This is a genomic window from Pseudoxanthomonas sp. 22568, from assembly GCF_052044485.1.
Lineage (GTDB): Bacteria > Pseudomonadota > Gammaproteobacteria > Xanthomonadales > Xanthomonadaceae > Pseudoxanthomonas_A > Pseudoxanthomonas_A beigongshangi.
On record NZ_JBQENC010000010.1, the window covers coordinates 50,607 to 65,258 of the forward strand.

Annotated in this window: 20 protein-coding genes; 14 read left to right on the plus strand and 6 right to left on the minus strand. The window is 65.2% G+C overall.

The genetic code is table 11. The annotated features are described in order from the left end of the window. The 5 genes from ACTJI2_RS13595 to ACTJI2_RS13615 are packed head-to-tail and all read right to left on the minus strand — an operon-like array spanning position 1 to position 4,419. Positions 1-1,173: an AAA family ATPase gene (locus ACTJI2_RS13595; RefSeq protein ID WP_440842443.1), complete on the minus strand. Its 1,173-nt coding sequence runs from the start codon at positions 1,171-1,173 to the stop codon at positions 1-3. Next, positions 1,170-2,972 (minus strand): hypothetical protein, encoded by a 1,803-nt coding sequence (locus tag ACTJI2_RS13600; protein ID WP_440842444.1) that lies wholly within the window; start codon positions 2,970-2,972, stop codon positions 1,170-1,172. The genes ACTJI2_RS13595 and ACTJI2_RS13600 overlap by 4 nt, the downstream gene beginning before the upstream one ends. Positions 2,973-2,974: 2 nt before the next feature. Beyond that, positions 2,975-3,889 (minus strand): hypothetical protein, encoded by a 915-nt coding sequence (locus ACTJI2_RS13605; protein ID WP_440842445.1) that lies wholly within the window; start codon positions 3,887-3,889, stop codon positions 2,975-2,977. 12 nt (positions 3,890-3,901) lie between these two features. Beyond that, positions 3,902-4,210, minus strand: coding sequence for a helix-turn-helix domain-containing protein (locus ACTJI2_RS13610; protein WP_440842446.1), 309 nt, complete (start codon positions 4,208-4,210; stop codon positions 3,902-3,904). Continuing rightward, positions 4,207-4,419 carry a hypothetical protein gene (locus ACTJI2_RS13615; protein WP_440842447.1) on the minus strand — a complete coding sequence of 71 codons (213 nt, stop codon included), beginning with the start codon at positions 4,417-4,419 and terminating at the stop codon, positions 4,207-4,209. The genes ACTJI2_RS13610 and ACTJI2_RS13615 overlap by 4 nt, the downstream gene beginning before the upstream one ends. Before the next feature lie 103 nt (positions 4,420-4,522). Here ACTJI2_RS13615 and ACTJI2_RS13620 point away from each other — a divergent pair, with 103 nt between their 5' ends. Then, the gene (locus ACTJI2_RS13620) at positions 4,523-4,951 is read left to right on the plus strand and encodes a helix-turn-helix domain-containing protein (RefSeq protein WP_440842448.1); all 429 of its coding nucleotides are present in this window, start codon (positions 4,523-4,525) and stop codon (positions 4,949-4,951) included. After that, positions 4,948-5,409, plus strand: coding sequence for a hypothetical protein (locus tag ACTJI2_RS13625; protein ID WP_440842449.1), 462 nt, complete (start codon positions 4,948-4,950; stop codon positions 5,407-5,409). The genes ACTJI2_RS13620 and ACTJI2_RS13625 overlap by 4 nt, the downstream gene beginning before the upstream one ends. On the opposite strand, the gene ACTJI2_RS13630 is transcribed toward ACTJI2_RS13625, so the two are convergent. Then, complete coding sequence (locus ACTJI2_RS13630) at positions 5,388-5,672, minus strand: Gp49 family protein (RefSeq protein ID WP_440842450.1); 285 nt, start codon at positions 5,670-5,672, stop codon at positions 5,388-5,390. The two genes, ACTJI2_RS13625 and ACTJI2_RS13630, sit on opposite strands and share 22 nt — an antisense overlap. Before the next feature lie 195 nt (positions 5,673-5,867). Here ACTJI2_RS13630 and ACTJI2_RS13635 point away from each other — a divergent pair, with 195 nt between their 5' ends. The 12 genes from ACTJI2_RS13635 (at position 5,868) to ACTJI2_RS13690 (ending at position 14,635) form a co-directional block, all read left to right on the plus strand. Further along, positions 5,868-6,596 carry a hypothetical protein gene (locus ACTJI2_RS13635; protein WP_440842451.1) on the plus strand — a complete coding sequence of 243 codons (729 nt, stop codon included), beginning with the start codon at positions 5,868-5,870 and terminating at the stop codon, positions 6,594-6,596. Further along, on the plus strand, positions 6,593-7,051 hold the full coding sequence (locus ACTJI2_RS13640) for a hypothetical protein (RefSeq protein WP_440842452.1): 459 nt from the start codon (positions 6,593-6,595) through the stop codon (positions 7,049-7,051). The genes ACTJI2_RS13635 and ACTJI2_RS13640 overlap by 4 nt, the downstream gene beginning before the upstream one ends. A 94-nt stretch (positions 7,052-7,145) precedes the next feature. Next, positions 7,146-7,313, plus strand: a complete 168-nt coding sequence (locus tag ACTJI2_RS13645) for a hypothetical protein (protein ID WP_440842453.1) — start codon at positions 7,146-7,148, stop codon at positions 7,311-7,313. Continuing rightward, on the plus strand, positions 7,310-7,645 hold the full coding sequence (locus ACTJI2_RS13650; protein ID WP_440842454.1) for a hypothetical protein: 336 nt from the start codon (positions 7,310-7,312) through the stop codon (positions 7,643-7,645). The genes ACTJI2_RS13645 and ACTJI2_RS13650 overlap by 4 nt, the downstream gene beginning before the upstream one ends. After that, a complete protein-coding gene (locus ACTJI2_RS13655; RefSeq protein WP_440842455.1) occupies positions 7,635-7,949 on the plus strand; it encodes a hypothetical protein in 315 nt (104 codons plus the stop codon). Before ACTJI2_RS13650 ends, ACTJI2_RS13655 begins: the two co-directional genes overlap by 11 nt. 10 nt (positions 7,950-7,959) lie before the next feature. After that, a complete protein-coding gene (locus tag ACTJI2_RS13660; protein WP_440842457.1) occupies positions 7,960-8,502 on the plus strand; it encodes a DUF3486 family protein in 543 nt (180 codons plus the stop codon). Then, positions 8,499-10,109 carry a hypothetical protein gene (locus ACTJI2_RS13665; RefSeq protein WP_440842459.1) on the plus strand — a complete coding sequence of 537 codons (1,611 nt, stop codon included), beginning with the start codon at positions 8,499-8,501 and terminating at the stop codon, positions 10,107-10,109. The genes ACTJI2_RS13660 and ACTJI2_RS13665 overlap by 4 nt, the downstream gene beginning before the upstream one ends. After that, positions 10,106-11,599, plus strand: a complete 1,494-nt coding sequence (locus ACTJI2_RS13670) for a DUF935 domain-containing protein (RefSeq protein ID WP_440842460.1) — start codon at positions 10,106-10,108, stop codon at positions 11,597-11,599. The genes ACTJI2_RS13665 and ACTJI2_RS13670 overlap by 4 nt, the downstream gene beginning before the upstream one ends. A 4-nt stretch (positions 11,600-11,603) precedes the next feature. Beyond that, positions 11,604-12,383 (plus strand): phage head morphogenesis protein, encoded by a 780-nt coding sequence (locus tag ACTJI2_RS13675; RefSeq protein ID WP_440842461.1) that lies wholly within the window; start codon positions 11,604-11,606, stop codon positions 12,381-12,383. Continuing rightward, positions 12,383-12,901, plus strand: coding sequence for a phage virion morphogenesis protein (locus tag ACTJI2_RS13680; protein ID WP_440842462.1), 519 nt, complete (start codon positions 12,383-12,385; stop codon positions 12,899-12,901). Before ACTJI2_RS13675 ends, ACTJI2_RS13680 begins: the two co-directional genes overlap by 1 nt. 225 nt (positions 12,902-13,126) lie before the next feature. After that, positions 13,127-14,260, plus strand: coding sequence for a hypothetical protein (locus ACTJI2_RS13685; protein WP_440842463.1), 1,134 nt, complete (start codon positions 13,127-13,129; stop codon positions 14,258-14,260). 39 nt (positions 14,261-14,299) lie between these two features. Beyond that, positions 14,300-14,635 carry a capsid cement protein gene (locus ACTJI2_RS13690; RefSeq protein WP_440842464.1) on the plus strand — a complete coding sequence of 112 codons (336 nt, stop codon included), beginning with the start codon at positions 14,300-14,302 and terminating at the stop codon, positions 14,633-14,635. Positions 14,636-14,652: the final 17 nt, after the last annotated feature.

A 14,652-nucleotide genomic window follows, 5' to 3' on the forward strand; every position in this document is an offset into this window, starting at 1 on the left:
TCAGGAGCCCCGGATGACATCGCCGGTCACCAGCGGCACGCCCAGGTCGGCGGCGCGATTCATGGCGGCGGCCACCGCGTTGTGAATCGCCAGCGGATAGAGCAGCGAACCCTCGTTCCGCGTCGGCGTCAGCTTGGCGCGCAGCGCCGTCAGGGCGTCGTCGGCGAGTACCTTGTTGAGCGGCATGTTCACGCGCTGGAACCGCTGGCTCAGGTACTCGCCGACATCGTTACCGAGCGGCGGCAGGTTCAGCAGTTCGATGCGCTGGACTACTTCACGCACCTCCGGATTGTGCTCGGACAGCTTGTCTTTCAATTCGCGTTGTCCGACCAGCACGATCGACAGCAGCGGGCGCAGACCGTCTTTCAGTTCCCGGAACCGCTTGAGGTGGCGAAGGGTCGCCAGCGGCAGCGCGTGCGCTTCGTCGATGATGAGCACATGCGCATGACCAGCGACGGCGCTGTCCCGGAGCGCTTGGTGCATCTGGCGGAACCGTGCCTCCGGGCTGCTCTTGGTCTTTGCCAGCGGCGCGACTTCCGACATGATCGCTTCCGCAATGTGCTGGGCCTTGAGCGTCTTGCCCTGCTTGTCGTCACCCTCCATCGCCAGCACGTAGGGGCGAATCACGACGATCGACTTCTCCTCGCGCTGGATCCGGTCGATGAGCTCTTCGACCATCGTGGACTTGCCGGCGCCGGATTCGGCGTACACGCCCAGGAATCCGCCGTTGCGCGCGACCTGATACATGGACTCGCGCACGTAGCGGTAGTCGTGATTGAGGAAAACCTGATCGGTGCTGGTCGGGTCCGCGAACGGATCGCCGACGATACTGAAATGGCGGCGGGCCTGCGGGGTGATGTTGACCTTGCGCAAAAGCATGACTTTCTCCTCGTCTTGGGTTGCTACTTCTTCGGGGGTTTCAGTGGGACCATCGGTTGCCGCTTCATCGCGCGGCGCTTCTTGTTGTGACCATTCGGCCCAGGCCGGGCCGGGAGCGTGCTCGCGCAGGTAGCGCGTGATGCCGGTTTCGACCGCCGCGCGGTCAGCGCTGCGCGGCAGGTAGTCCTGGTTGATGAGGCCGTTCAACGCCTGCCGGCTGAGGCCGATGGCGCCGGCCAGCGCGCCCTGCTTGATGCCGGCGCCTTCAAGGATGGATTTCAGGCGCAAGGTCACGCGGCGCCTCCTTCAATCACGCGCAGGCCACTGCGCTGCGGCGTTGCCAGTTCGACCGCCCAGGACTCGACCGAATCCACGGGCACGCCGTCAGGCCAGCGCTGCGCGGTACGGGCGTACATATCCGGCGTCCAGGCAACGCCTGCACGCTCGACGAGCGACTTCAACCGCATTGCCGCCTCGACGTGATTCAGCGCTTCCAGTTCGGCACGAACGGGCTCGGGTTCGATGCGCTTTGCCGCGATGGCGGGGGCCGCGATGTCCGACGCGGTGCCGGCGCGCGGCAGGCTGTCGGGCACGTTGGCCTCGCGGTAGTGCTTCATCGGGTCGACCTTGCCGCCGAACGGCAGGCGCTTGGCCTTGCGGGCGGCCGCGGCTTCCGCGTCCGTGCGCACTTCCATCGCAACCCGGTCCAGTTCCTTCCGCGCGGCGTCTGCGGGCGTTTCCGGCGCGGCCTTGTACTCGGTGCCGACCTGTGCGGCGGTGGACAGGAAACCCCACTCGTCGCGATTGAGCAGCGGTGCGACGTAGTGAATGGGCTTGTTGTCCTGCTCGCCGGGCATCAGCACCCGCACGCTGCCCTCGGCATCCAGCGCATTGACCACGACTGGCACGCGCTGCCCGTTTATGAGGCCCGGAATCCCGCGCACGTCGTACACGCCGCCACGGAACCGAATCATGCAATCGCGTACCGTGCAGGGCTTCGGTGCCGAGGTCGCCAACTGACGGAGCACGTCGATGGCGGGTGCCACGACCAGCTGCTGCGGCGTGATGCGCAGCCAGCCATCGCGCCGCGTCATGCCGGTGCGGCTATGCATGCGGGTGGCGTTGTAGGCGCGCGACCATTGCTGTGCCAGCCGGTTGATTTCTTCCAGGCTGGTGACCGCCTCTCTCAACTTGAGCGCAGCCTCGAAATGGGTTTCGACGATGTAGTGCGCGTTCTCGACCTGGCCCTTCGCGCGGGCGTTGCCGACTTCGTTGATGATGAGCTCGATGCCAGTAGCCGCGAGGAAGTTCCGCGTCGTGGCGGCGGTCATCGCGCTGCCGGGGTCCACCATCAGGTACTTCGGGATCCCGTGCATCGTTCCGTCGGCGCGGTGCGTCATCGCGTGGATCAGTGCGGTGAGCAGGTTGGCGCTGCTCTCGGCGCCCTGCACATAGAGCACCTCGATGGCGCCGCTGGCGTGGTCAGTGGTGACGTAGCGCCACAAGCGCCGGTCGGCGATGCGCTGGAAGTTCTGCGGCTTGCCCCGGTAGAACTCGCGTTTCAGCATTACCTCCATGCCCGAGTCGCCCAGGTAGAACTGGCGGCTCACTGAGGCGTCGGTCTGCCATAGGTGATTGGGATGCGGGCTGGACAGGCGGGCGGCCGGTGTGGGCGCCGACAGTTGGTCGGGGTGGAAGCCGTAGGCGCGAATCGCGCGGCAGATGGCGGACGTACTGAGTTCGCGCCATTCGCCGGTCGTCTTGTCCACGCGTGCGGCTTCGATGCGGTCGTTGCTGCGCAGGATGTTGACCGCTTCCTCGATCGGTAGCGTGCCGCGTCCGTTCTGGCGTCGCGTCTCCTCCACGAGCGCCGCAATGGCGCAGGCTTCCTCGCGTGTCAACGCCATGTCGCCGGCATCGGACCGGCGCTTGCGCGGCTTCGCCACCGCCATGACTTCGCTCAGGCGGCGGTAAGCGGTCTGGACCGAGCATCCCATCTGCTCGGCCAGCTGGGCCGCAATGCGGCCCTTACTGCCGTGCGGCGCCGACAGCAGTTCGCTGGCGGCATTCCGGATGAGTACGTCGGCGGACATGCTTACTGGTCCCCGTCAGCCACGACAGGGATTTCGACGGCGGCGGCGATGTCCTCGTCGTCGCGCACGGTGCGGACGCGGTTCAAGATGCGCCCGAACACGTCGCCCAGGAATTCGGCGCAATCGAGTTCGTTGGCCGCGCAGTGCTCGGCCAGCGCGAGGACGGCGGCGCGCAGCCCGGACTTTTCATTGCCCAGGTCGGCGATGACGGCCGCCTCTGCATCGGTGACCGCGTGCTCCAAGGTCAGCTGTCGTTCATCAGGCGACGCGGACTTCCACTTGCGTTGCGCCTTGGCGAGCTTCTCGTGCTCCTTGTTGAGGTCTTCGCTCAGCTTGGCGATGCGCTCGTCCTTGGCCTCAACATCGGCGCGGGTTTCACGGAGAGCGGCGCGCAGTTCGTCGCGCGTCATGTGCTCGATGGCGTCCAGCGCGAGGCCGCCGGTTTCGCCGGTCACGGCCAGTTCGGTGAACTGGTCCTCCGGCAGGGAAAGGAGCTCGATCAGCTTGGTCTGGTTGCCGGCCGCCTCGACCAAATCATTCGCGCGCGAATGATTCGGGATGGCCGATACCCGCCGGGCCGCCTCGATCATTCGGTACGCCTGCGGCTGGCTGATGCCCAGGCGCTGGAGCATGCCGGACCATTCGCCGTGGGCAGCACACTCGCGGGCGACGGTCATGTAGCGGCCCGCGCGCAGGAACGCCTCGCAGCCGCGCCGCAGTTCGTTCCGGATGGCGGCCTCGTAGTGGTCGGGGTGCCACGGCAGGCTGTCGCCGAACTGCTCAACCAGTTGCATCTGCCGCTGGTGGAGCGCGGCCTCTGCCGCCGCATCCGCGTCGGTGGCCTTGCCGATGAACTCGGCGCCAACGGTTTCGGCTGGGGCGACAGCATTACGGCCGGGGGATTTTCTCTGTGACATTGCGTTTCCTCGTCAGGACGGTTGGCGGGTGTAGCGCTGGTTGAACTCCTCCAGGCGTTGCTGGAGGCGGCGCGTTTCTTCTTGGTGGGCGACGGCGATCTGCACGAGCCGTGGCGACAGGCGCCAGTACTCGTCGCGGCCGGGGATGCGTTCGACGATGCCCTCGTCGAGCAGGACTTCGAGGTCGCGCAGTACGGTGCTCGGGGTGGCGCGCACGGCGTCGGCGACCTGCTTGAGGCGCAAGCCCTCGAAGCTGTGCCCTTGCAGCACGAACAGGATCCGGAGCGCGCGGCGCACCGGCTGCTTGGCGTTGTCGCTCATGCGCGGGCCTCGACGATCTTCGCGGCCTTGACGACGCGCAGGCGCATTGCCTTGCCCTTCGGGCCGTTCCATGTACCGAACAGCGCATTGCGGGCGTTCGAGATATTGGTGCCGTTCTCGCGGCACCACTGGGTCAACGTGGTGCCCTGGAGGATGAAGCCGGCCTTCACCTTGTTGACGAGATCAGGTCCGGGGGTTGGATGGGCCATTCGCGGTGTATCCTTCGATTCTTGTTTCCGGTTTGGATGACGGATTTCGTCAAAGCCGGAACAAAGGATAAGTGTAATTTTTACACCTGACAAGAGGGTTGGTGTGGTTTCTTCACTCGTCAAAAGGGTCATGGCGGACCGGGGTCTGAGCCAGCGCGAACTGGCCGAAACCCTTGGTGTGTCTATCGATCGGGTGAAGAGCCTGACCAGCGGCCGGGTCAAAAAGCTGTCCCCGGACGAAACCCGCGCCCTGGTGGAAAAACTCCACGTCCGGGGGGACTTCCTCGCCACCGGGGTCGGGCCGGTCTTTCAGACCCCGCAGGAGCAGGAGTTCGACCGGCGCGTGATCGCCATGCGAGAGGCTTCCGCGAAGGCGTCCACATTCGATCTCGAACCGCGCTATCAGGAATTCGTCCGCGATGTCCTCGTCGGCGCCGCGTTCGGTAGCGCGGAACTTCTCAAGTCCACGATCGACCAGCTGCTGGCGGAACAGAATCCGCCGCCGAAGAGCAAGAAACGGAGCAAGCCATGAAGGGAATGAAAGTGATCGCGCTCGCCGCGCTGTTCGCGCTGGCCGGCTGTGGCGCGGAGAACTCAACCGCGATGGATCCTGATGCGATGACGGTCGGTCAAAAGCTGGTGCTCTTGAACACCGAGCAGCCGGCAGCAGCAGACAGTGCGGATGCAGTTGCCGCGACGGCCGGAGTCGAAACGCTGGCGAAGCGCTACGGCGTGCCGTCAGATCTGGTCGCGGATCAACTGTGGGCCACGACCAAGGCGTTGCGCGAGGCCGGCATCGAAGCCGACGCGCTCGGGATCCTCGGTTTCGCGTTCGATGCGAAGGCGCCGGACACGGCCAATGGTGAAGCGCTGACGTCGCTGCTGGCCGCATATGCAGCGTTCCGTGCGAATGGCCGCACTCACGAGGAGGCGGCCACGATGGCGCAGGGCGCCGCTGCCGGTTGGACTCAGGTCGCCGCATCCCGCTGAGCCGCCACGCGCAGCTGCTCGCGCCGCGCATAGCCTTCCAGATCCCAGATGGTCCGCCGCGCGTTGACGCGCGCATAGTGCTGGCCTAAGCCGATGTCGAACCGTGCGGGGTCAATACACGCACTGGTCCCAACAACACGATGTCCGTTGCGAAGGGTGAGCACGCAGATCGTGAGCGTCGAACCCGGCGGCACGTGGTAATACTCCTCGACGATCGTGTCGTCGATGTCTTCGTCGCTTACCTTGCTGCTGGCGTTGCCCATTGATGCGCTCCGAAAGGTGGTGGCGCACTGTCCCGCGCGCGCGCGTGGAATTCTTGGGAACGCGTTTCCAATACAACGCATGAGGTGATCACCAGACTGTGATCGTCGATTTGGTTCGCCCTCGGGGGGGCGGACTAGGCCGGCGGTCCATTCCCCTCGTCTGGATCGCCGGCCGCCTTCTAACTGGAGACGGCCATGCAATCCCGTGGAATCCGCAACAACAATCCGGGCAACATCGATCGCAACCCTGCGAACAAATGGCAGGGGCGCATGCCGCGCGAGAAGATGACGCCTAAGCAGCGCGAAGAACCTCGCTTCGAGGTGTTCGCTTCCGCCGCGTGGGGCATCCGCGCCCTGTGCGTCACCCTGATCACCTACTTCGACAAGCACGGGTTGAACACCGTGCGGAAGGTGATCAGTCGTTGGGCGCCGCCCGGCGAGAACAACACCAGCGCCTACGTCAACGCCGTGGCCGATGCTATTGGCGTGAAGCCCGACGACTTCATCAACCTGCACGAGTATCGGCGCCTGCGGCCGCTGGTGGTCTCAATCATCCAGCACGAAAACGGACAGCAGCCCTACAGCGCCGACACCATCGACGAAGGGCTGCGATTGGCAGGCGTCGTCAAGCCGGGGCAGAAGCTGGTGCCTGCACCGACCGCCGCGTCGCGCGCAACCGTCACCGCCCTGACCGCTGGCGCCGCCGCCGCTGTGGTGGAACTGCCGCAGGTCTTGCCGCCAATCGTTGAGGGCTTCCAGCAGGCATTGCCCGCATTGCAGTCCATCGGGCAGATCACCGCGATCACTGGCAGCCTCCCGCCCGGCGTGCGTGCGGCGGCCGGCGTGCTGGTTCTGCTCAGCGTCGGCGCCAGCCTGTACGCATGGTGGCGGTTGCGACGCGCGGATAAGGCAGCGCAGGCGTGAACCCCGCCGGCCAGGTACTAGGGATCCTGCTGGTCCTCGGCGGTCTGTTCGGCGCCGGGTACTGGGCCGGCCATAGCGCGGACGCGGAAGCCCACAAGGAGCAGGTCGACGCGCTACAGACCAAGGTCAACAGCGCGAACACGATCGCCGGGGCGGAAAGGGACCGGGCAGATGGCAACGCGACCGCATTGCTCTCTCTGCGCGCGACGCTGGCGACGGAGCGGCAGCGCCGAACCGACCAGCAGCGCGCCGCCGACATCGAGCTCGGTGCGCGCGATGCCCGCATCAAAGAACTGACGCGCGCCGCAAGGGCGCGCGAGGAAGAAACCCGAACGAAGGCTATGGCCGATGAAGACTGCACTGTGCTGCGCACTCTCCCTGTTTGTTCTGCTCTCGCTGAGCGCCTGTGGGGAGACGCATGGACTGACCAAGCAAAACCCGCCGGTCCGGACTGAGGTTGTCGAAGTCCCGGTCACGGCATACGCACCGGTCCCGGCCGAAACCACCGCTCCCCTGCCGCGCCCGGCGCCGCCGCCCAGGAATTGCCTGTTGCGGCACGCGACGCCAGCGGTTTGCGCGTTCGACGCGCTGCTGTGGCTGGAGCGGTGGTTCGGCCTGCACGACCGCGCCAACGTGGACCGGGCAAGCGTCAAGAAACTGACGGACGATGCCGCCGGGGTTCGTCTCAACGGAAGCGACGGCAAGAGTGGACCATGAAAATCACGTTTGAACTGTGGCACCTGATCACCATCGTCCTCTCGGTGATAGGCGCATTCGCGGGGCTGGGCAAGCTCCTGTTGATGCAGTTCGATCGCCGCATGGATGAACGGTTCAGCAAGCTCGAAAAAGAGAGCGAAAAGCTTGCCAAGGAAAGCGGGGAATGGCGCCGTTTCGAGCGCATGTATCTCGTCGACAAGGCAGAGCTAGCCGAAAAGTACGTGCGCCGCGAGGACTACATCCGCGGCCAAAGTGTGATCGAGGCGAAGCTCGATGCGCTCTTCGGCAAGGTTGAACTCGTACAGATCCAGGGGGCAAGAAATGGAAATTGACAATGGGAAGATCCGCCGCGAGCACTTGCGGTGGTTGCTGCTGCTCACCCTCAACAACGCGCGGCCCTATGGCGCCGCCGAGGTGCTGCTGCTAGCTACGGCGCAGGCGGTCTATCCAGACGCCTCCCCGCTCGAGGTGCGTCGGGAACTGGACTATCTGGATTCCCGCAAGCTGGTCGAGTTGCGGAAGCCGCCCACCGGCCCCTGGCACGCGGAACTGACCCGCTACGGCGTGGACATCGCCGAGTACACCATCGACTGCGGCCCCGGCATCGGGCGCCCGGTTAAGTACTGGAACGGGTGAGGTACTTCCCATGCCGCCACGGAGCAAAATCGAGCAGTTGCCGGAGAGCATCCGCGCCGAGTTGGACAAGCGCCTGATTGAAACCGGGTTCGGTGGCTACGTCGGCCTCGCCGATTGGCTCACCGAGCACGGATTTTCAATCGGGAAGTCGGCAGTCGGCAAGTACGGGCAGGAGCTCGAGCGCCGGCTCGCAGCGGTCAAAGCCAGCACCGAGGCGGCGCGGCTCATCTCGCAGGCCGCGCCCGACGATGCGGACGAACGCAGCAACGCGATCATCAGCATCATTCAAACCGAGATCTTCGACGCGCTGATGAACCTGCGGGAGGCGGCCGACGAAGAGGATCCGGTAACCCGCGTCGAGATCCTTGGCAAGGCCGCGAAGAACATCGCCACGCTCACCCGAGCGAGCGTGTCCCGGAACAAATGGGGCGTGGAGGTGCGGGCGCGCGCCGAGGCCGCCGCAGCGGCGGTCGATCGCATTGCCAACACGGGCGGGCTCAGTGCCGACGCCGCCAATGAGTTGCGGGCGAAGATCCTGGGCATCGTCGAATGACCGTGGCCGCCCGAGACTTGGTGCCGAACACGGCCGGGGCCAGCGTCCCGGCCGTGTTGCTGCCATACCAGCAACGCTGGATCGCGGATAAGTCGTCCCTGAAGGTTTGCGAGAAAGGCCGCCGCACTGGCTTGACCTGGGCGGAAGCGGCAGACGACGTGCTGATCGCCGCGAGCGCGAAGTCGGCGGGGGGACAGAATGTCTATTACCTCGGCACCGACAAGGAAATGACCGAGGAATTCATCGGCGCGTGTGCCATGTGGGCAAAGGCGTTCAACCATGCCGCCAGCGCGCTCGAGGAAGGCTTTTGGGATGAGGATGAGGACGACAAGCACATCAAGACCTTCACCATCAGGTTTCCGGAGAGCGGCCACAAGATCACGGCTCTGGCTAGCCGCCCGCGCAAACTGCGCGGCCGGCAGGGCGTGCTTGTGGGCGATGAGGCGGCCTTCGTCGATGACTTGCCGGAACTGATCAAGGCCGCCCTGGCATTCCTAATCTGGGGCGGCAAGGTGCGCATCATCTCCACCCACGATGGCGCAGACAACCAGTTCAACGAACTCATCGAAGAGATCCGGGGCGGGAAGCGAAACGGCAGCGTCCATAAGGTCACGTTTCAAGAGGCCGTCAAGGAAGGGCTCTATCGCCGCATCTGCCTGCGCCTCGGCCGTGAGTACTCGGAGGAAGCAGAGAAATCCTTTGTCGACGACATCTACAAAACCTATGGCGCGGACGCCGAGGAGGAACTGGATTGCGTGCCAAAGAACGGCGGCGGCGCGTACTTGTCGCGTGCCCTGATCGAATCCCGCATGGACAAAGAAACCCCGGTGCTGGAACTGAAATGCCCCGATGGGTTCGAGATGCTGGGCCAGCATTTGCGCGAAGCCGAGGTCAATGACTGGCTGACGCGGGAGGTGTACCCGCATCTGGAGCGGCTCAGCCTGATGGCGAGCGCCATCCGGGGCACTGTCTATGGCTGGGACTTCGCGCGCCACGTCGACCTTTCCATCTTCCTTCCGCTGGTCGAGAACAAGAAGGACCTTCGCCGCCGTCCGCCGTTTGTCATCGAGCTCCGAAACGTGCCGTTCGAGCAACAGCGACAGATTCTGTTTTACGTCGGGGACCGGCTCCCGCGCCTGCGGGCCGGCGCCCACGATTCCACCGGCAACGGCATGTACCTGGGCGAGGTCGCCGCGCAGCGGTGGGGGTCGCGGATTCAACAGGTGGCGATGACCGAGGGCGTCTATGCCGAGCACATGCCGAAGTTGAAAGCGGACTTGCAGGACGACACCTTGAGCGGGCTTCCCAAGAGCGGCGACTGGATGGATGACCTGCGGATCATCCAGGTCATCAAGGGCACGCCGAAGATTCCCACACTCCGCACCAACAGCAAGAGCGGCGGGAAGCGCCACGGCGACGGTGCGGTCGCCCTCATGCTCGCCAACAGCGTTGCTCGATTGGAGTACGCGCCGATCGAGCATCAGTCCACCGGGCCGGCACTCTCCCGGCAGATGGCCGGTGACTTTGCGCAATCCGCGATTGGCTATACGGATACCGGGTTCGGCACGGTCGGCGGGTCCACAGACTTTGGAGGTTTCTTCTCGTGACCGAGAACATCGAGCGCCCGCAGATCGGGCTAGAGATTGCTTCGACCGCCGATGGCCGGGATATCACCCGCGCCATGACCGGCCCGCTGCTGATGCCGTCCGATGGCATCCTGCGTACACGCGGGGCCGGCCTGCGCGTCTACGAGCAGGTAAAGAGCGACTGGCAAGTTGCGTCGACCTTCCTCCAGCGCCGGAACGCCGTTACGAGCGCAGAGTGGCAAGTGGAAGCGGCGAGCGATCGGCGCGTGGACAAGAAGGCCGCCGACCATCTGAGGAAGAACCTGCAAGCCGTGGGCTGGGATCGCGTCACCGATCTGATGCTGTGGGGCGTCTTCTATGGGTACAGCGTCGCGGAGGTTCGGTGGGAATACAGCAACGGACTGCTGGGGTGGAGCGGAATCAAGGTTCGCAACCGCCGCCGTTTCAGCTTCACTCCCGAGGGCGAACTGCGCCTGCTCACGCGCCAGCACATGCACGATGGCGAGCCGGCCCCGAAGCCGTATTTCTGGCACTTCGCCACCGGCGCCGATCACGATGATGAGCCGTTCGGCATGGGCTTGGCGCATTGGCTTTACTGGCCGGCATTCTTCAAGCGCAACGGGATCGCGTTCTGGATGCGCTTCCTGGAGAAGTTCGCCGCGCCCACGGCGGTCGGCAAGTTCGAGCCGGGCGCGACCTCTGAAGAAAAACAGCGTCTGCTGGGCGCGCTGCGGGCTATCCAGACCGACAGCGGGATCATTCTTCCGAAGGGCATGGAGGCCGAGTTCCTCGAAGCCGCCCGCAGCGGAACGGCCGACTACAAGGTTCTGCATGACACGATGGATGAAGCCATCGCCAAGGCGACGCTCGGCCAGACCATGACCACGGAAGACGGCAGCAGCCAGTCGCAGGCTGAGGTCCACATGCAGGTCCGGCAGGACATCATCAAGGCCGACTCCGATCTCGTCTGCGAGAGCTTTAATCTCGGCCCGGCCCGTTGGCTGACCATGTTCAATTTCGATGGCGCGGACCCGCCGCGCGTGTTCCGCATGCTGGAAGAGCCCGAAGACCTGGACAGTTCGGCCGAGCGCGACAAGAAGCTGATCGACTGCGGCTTCATTCCCAGCCTGGAATACGTCAAGGAGCGCTATGGCGATCATTGGGAAGCCAAACCCGCCGCCGCACCGCCTCCTGTCCCGGAAGATGCCAACACGCCGCCCGCGCAGTTTGCCGAACCCGTCGAGGCCGAACTGCAACGCGAGGAGGCGCAGAATCGAATCTCGCAGCTGATCGATGCCGCCGAGCCCCTGGGATTGGACTGGCGGACCTTCATCGAGCCGCGTGTGACTGAGCTTCAAACGCTGCTGGATGAATCCGGGGACTTGGCCGAGTTCCGCGAGCGCGTGCTCGAGCTGGCCGACGCGCCCCCCAATTCTGATCTTGCCGATGCACTGGCACGCTCGGGCTTCGCCGCGCATCTGCTCGGCCGGACTCCCCGGCTGAGGGCATAGGAACATGGCGCGGCACAACGCCGTGGAGGCGCGATTCGACCTGCCACCGGAGGAGGCCATCCGCTTCTTTCGGCGCAAAGGGTTGCGCACGAGTTTCAGCTGGAAAGACGTCTGGACCGTCGAGCATGAGGCGGCCTTTACGGTTGCCAAGATGGCCGACGTGGATCTGCTGGCCGACGTTCGTGATGCGGTCGATCAGGCCATTGCCGAAGGCCAGACGCTGGCGCAATTCAAGGAAGCGATCATCCCGCGATTGGTCAAGGCAGGATGGTGGGGCGTGCGGGAACAGGTAGACCCGGCCACGCAGCGGCGCGAGCTCGTCCAGTTGGGCAGCCCGCGCCGACTTCAAACCATCTTTCGCACCAACCTGATGACCGCCTACTCGGCAGGCGAATGGGCGCAGATCGAACAGACGGCCGAGGATGCACCGTTCCTCATGTACGACGCCGTCGACGACAACCGGACGCGGGAGCAGCACCGCGCCTGGAATGGAATCGCGCTGCGCTGGGACGATCCGTGGTGGCGTACACATCGGCCGCCGAACGGATGGAATTGCCGGTGCTCGGTGATCCAGCTGTCGGGTGAAGACTTGCACGCGATGGGCAAGGCGCCGGACAAGGCGCCTCCGGTGAAGCGTCGCGAGTGGGTCAACAAGCGAACGGGCGAAGTGATGCAGGTTCCCCTGGGCATTGATCCGGGCTGGGACTACAACCCCGGCGCCGATCGGAAATCTCATCTAGACGAGACGCTGGCCACCAAGCAAGCCGCGCTCAGGGGCCAGTAATGGAGCCGCGCATCGACATCAACGATGCGGCGGTGCTGGCGGAACTGCGCCGCCTGGACATCGCCACCAACGGCAACGCGCCGCGCGCGATGGCCGCCGTGGCGCGGTTCATGAAGACCAGCACGCAGCTGCGGTTCGCACGCGGCGAAGCACCAGACGGCTCCCGCTGGTGGCCGAGCCGGCGTGCTGAGGAGCAAGGCGGCCAGACCTTGCGGGATACGAACCGTCTGTTCCGCTCCATCACATGGCGCGCCGGGGCCGCCTACGCCGAAGTTGGCACGAACGTGATCTACGCGAAGGCGCACCATTACGGGGTCCGGAAGATTGTCAACGTGCGGGCGCACCGCCGCATGCGGCGCACGCGGTGGGAAGGCGGCATGTCGGTGAAGGCGGTCGCCGTCAAATCGTTCGCCCGCCTGATGTTCATGCCACGGCGCGAGATCTTCGGCTTCACCGACAACGACCGCGCGCGCATCCTCGCCATCCTGCGCCAACACGCAGCGCCGGGGGCGCGTTAAACGCGCGGCGATTTGAGGCCGATGACCCCCCTTTGCGGTACGACGACGCCCGCGCCGGGGCGCGGAAGTGTCAGACACCGTTTTCTGTTCGATTGATGCCCGAACGAAAGCGCGCTGCTGGTGTGCTAGGTTGATCTCCGCCATCGACTGACATCGCGCGCGTGTCGATGGGTCTGGAAACTCGTTTCCAAGACGCACGGCCGAACATCGAAAAAGATGGCGGCCATGACCAAGCCCGCCGCTGTTCCCAACAAGCCCCGCCTCATCGAGATTTTCCGCGCCGGCCGGCGCCGTGACTCGAAAGGCCACGTCCACGATTTCTCTGCCGCCGATCTCCAGGCGATCGCGCAGTCCTACGATCCGCAATTGTCGCAGGCGCCGCTCGTGGTCGGGCACCCGAAGACCGATGACCCCGCCTATGGCTGGGTGAGCCGCGTCGTCGTCCAGGGTGATTCCCTCTACGTCGAGGAAGAACAGGTCGAACCGCAGTTCAACGAGATGCGCAACGCCGGCCGTTTCAAGAACCGCAGCGCTTCTTTCTACCACCCCGAATCTCCGTCCAATCCGACGCCGGGCAAGTTCTACCTCAAGCATGTCGGCTGGCTGGGCGCGACGCCGCCGGCCGTGAAGGGGCTCAAGCACTACGAGTTCGCCGCAGACGACGACGGCGTCGTTGAGTTCGCGCTGTCTGATCGCCGCTGGGGCTTCCGCACCGCTTCCGACCTCTTCCAGAGGTTCCGCGACTGGCTGATCGACGAGAAGGGTCTGGACAAGGCCGACGAAGTCTTGCCGCGCTGGATGATCGATTCGCTGAACGAAGCCGGCCAGCCCGATTCCGCATCCACTTTCACCGAGCCAACCGAGGAACCTGCCGTGTCGAAAGAACCCAACGACTTCGCCGAGCGCGATACCGCTCTGAAACAGCGCGAGGATGCCGTGGCCGCCGCCGAACAGCGGATCGCCGCCCATGCGCTCGCCGCGCGCCGCACTGAGGCGGCCGAGTTCGCCGAAGGGCTGGTCAAGGACGGCAAGTTGCTTCCCAAGCAAAAGGCGGCCGCCGTCGAGCTGCTGCTGTTGCAGCCCGCCGATACGTCCGTGTCCTTCGGCGAAGGGGACGATCGCGTGGAGAAGCCGCCGGTCGCCCTGCTGCGGGAATTGCTCTCCGAGCGTCCCGCGCAGATCAGCTTTTCCGAACGCTCCGGCGGCGGCGGCGAGCACCTGGAATCGGTCGAGTTCGCGGCACCGAACGGCGCGCACGTGCATGCCGACAAGGCGCAGCTGCACGCCAAGGCCAAGGCGTACCAGAAGGAACATCCGAACACGTCCTGGCTGGATGCAGTCCAGGCGGTCGGCGGCTAATCCACACACCACGGCCATCGCGCCCAAGAGAACGAACCCATGACTCAGAAAACCACGCTGCTCGCCCTGTCCATCGCCGCCACCGCTGCCGTCCTGCAGGAGCGTTTCGTATCTGCTGCCGGCGCGCCGGCCGCTCCCGCCGGCAACGCCCTGGGCGCCTCCGAAACCGACGCGGCCATCGGCCAGATCTTCACCGTCAATGCCATCGGCACCGCCATCGTCACGGCCGGCGGCGCCATTGCGAAGGGAGCCGCCATCGAAGTTGGCGCGGCCGGTAAGGCGGTCACCAAGAACGCAGGCATCACCGTCGCGCGAGCGCTCCAGGCGGCCTCCGCCGATGGCGACCGCATCGAAGTCCTGCTCATCCAGAACTGACGCGCCGACTCCCAACG

What these genes read in the sequence shown, in the direction of transcription:
- ACTJI2_RS13600 (WP_440842444.1), bottom strand. Translation starts at nt 2,972, where the DNA reads ATGTCCGCCGACGTACTCATCCGGAATGCCGCCAGCGAACTGCTGTCG.
- ACTJI2_RS13605 (WP_440842445.1), bottom strand. Translation starts at nt 3,889, where the DNA reads ATGTCACAGAGAAAATCCCCCGGCCGTAATGCTGTCGCCCCAGCCGAA.
- ACTJI2_RS13610 (WP_440842446.1), bottom strand. Translation starts at nt 4,210, where the DNA reads ATGAGCGACAACGCCAAGCAGCCGGTGCGCCGCGCGCTCCGGATCCTG.
- ACTJI2_RS13615 (WP_440842447.1), bottom strand. Translation starts at nt 4,419, where the DNA reads ATGGCCCATCCAACCCCCGGACCTGATCTCGTCAACAAGGTGAAGGCC.
- ACTJI2_RS13625 (WP_440842449.1), top strand. Translation starts at nt 4,948, where the DNA reads ATGAAGGGAATGAAAGTGATCGCGCTCGCCGCGCTGTTCGCGCTGGCC.
- ACTJI2_RS13630 (WP_440842450.1), bottom strand. Translation starts at nt 5,672, where the DNA reads ATGGGCAACGCCAGCAGCAAGGTAAGCGACGAAGACATCGACGACACG.
- ACTJI2_RS13635 (WP_440842451.1), top strand. Translation starts at nt 5,868, where the DNA reads ATGCAATCCCGTGGAATCCGCAACAACAATCCGGGCAACATCGATCGC.
- ACTJI2_RS13650 (WP_440842454.1), top strand. Translation starts at nt 7,310, where the DNA reads ATGAAAATCACGTTTGAACTGTGGCACCTGATCACCATCGTCCTCTCG.
- ACTJI2_RS13655 (WP_440842455.1), top strand. Translation starts at nt 7,635, where the DNA reads ATGGAAATTGACAATGGGAAGATCCGCCGCGAGCACTTGCGGTGGTTG.
- ACTJI2_RS13660 (WP_440842457.1), top strand. Translation starts at nt 7,960, where the DNA reads ATGCCGCCACGGAGCAAAATCGAGCAGTTGCCGGAGAGCATCCGCGCC.
- ACTJI2_RS13665 (WP_440842459.1), top strand. Translation starts at nt 8,499, where the DNA reads ATGACCGTGGCCGCCCGAGACTTGGTGCCGAACACGGCCGGGGCCAGC.
- ACTJI2_RS13675 (WP_440842461.1), top strand. Translation starts at nt 11,604, where the DNA reads ATGGCGCGGCACAACGCCGTGGAGGCGCGATTCGACCTGCCACCGGAG.
- ACTJI2_RS13680 (WP_440842462.1), top strand. Translation starts at nt 12,383, where the DNA reads ATGGAGCCGCGCATCGACATCAACGATGCGGCGGTGCTGGCGGAACTG.
- ACTJI2_RS13685 (WP_440842463.1), top strand. Translation starts at nt 13,127, where the DNA reads ATGACCAAGCCCGCCGCTGTTCCCAACAAGCCCCGCCTCATCGAGATT.
- ACTJI2_RS13690 (WP_440842464.1), top strand. Translation starts at nt 14,300, where the DNA reads ATGACTCAGAAAACCACGCTGCTCGCCCTGTCCATCGCCGCCACCGCT.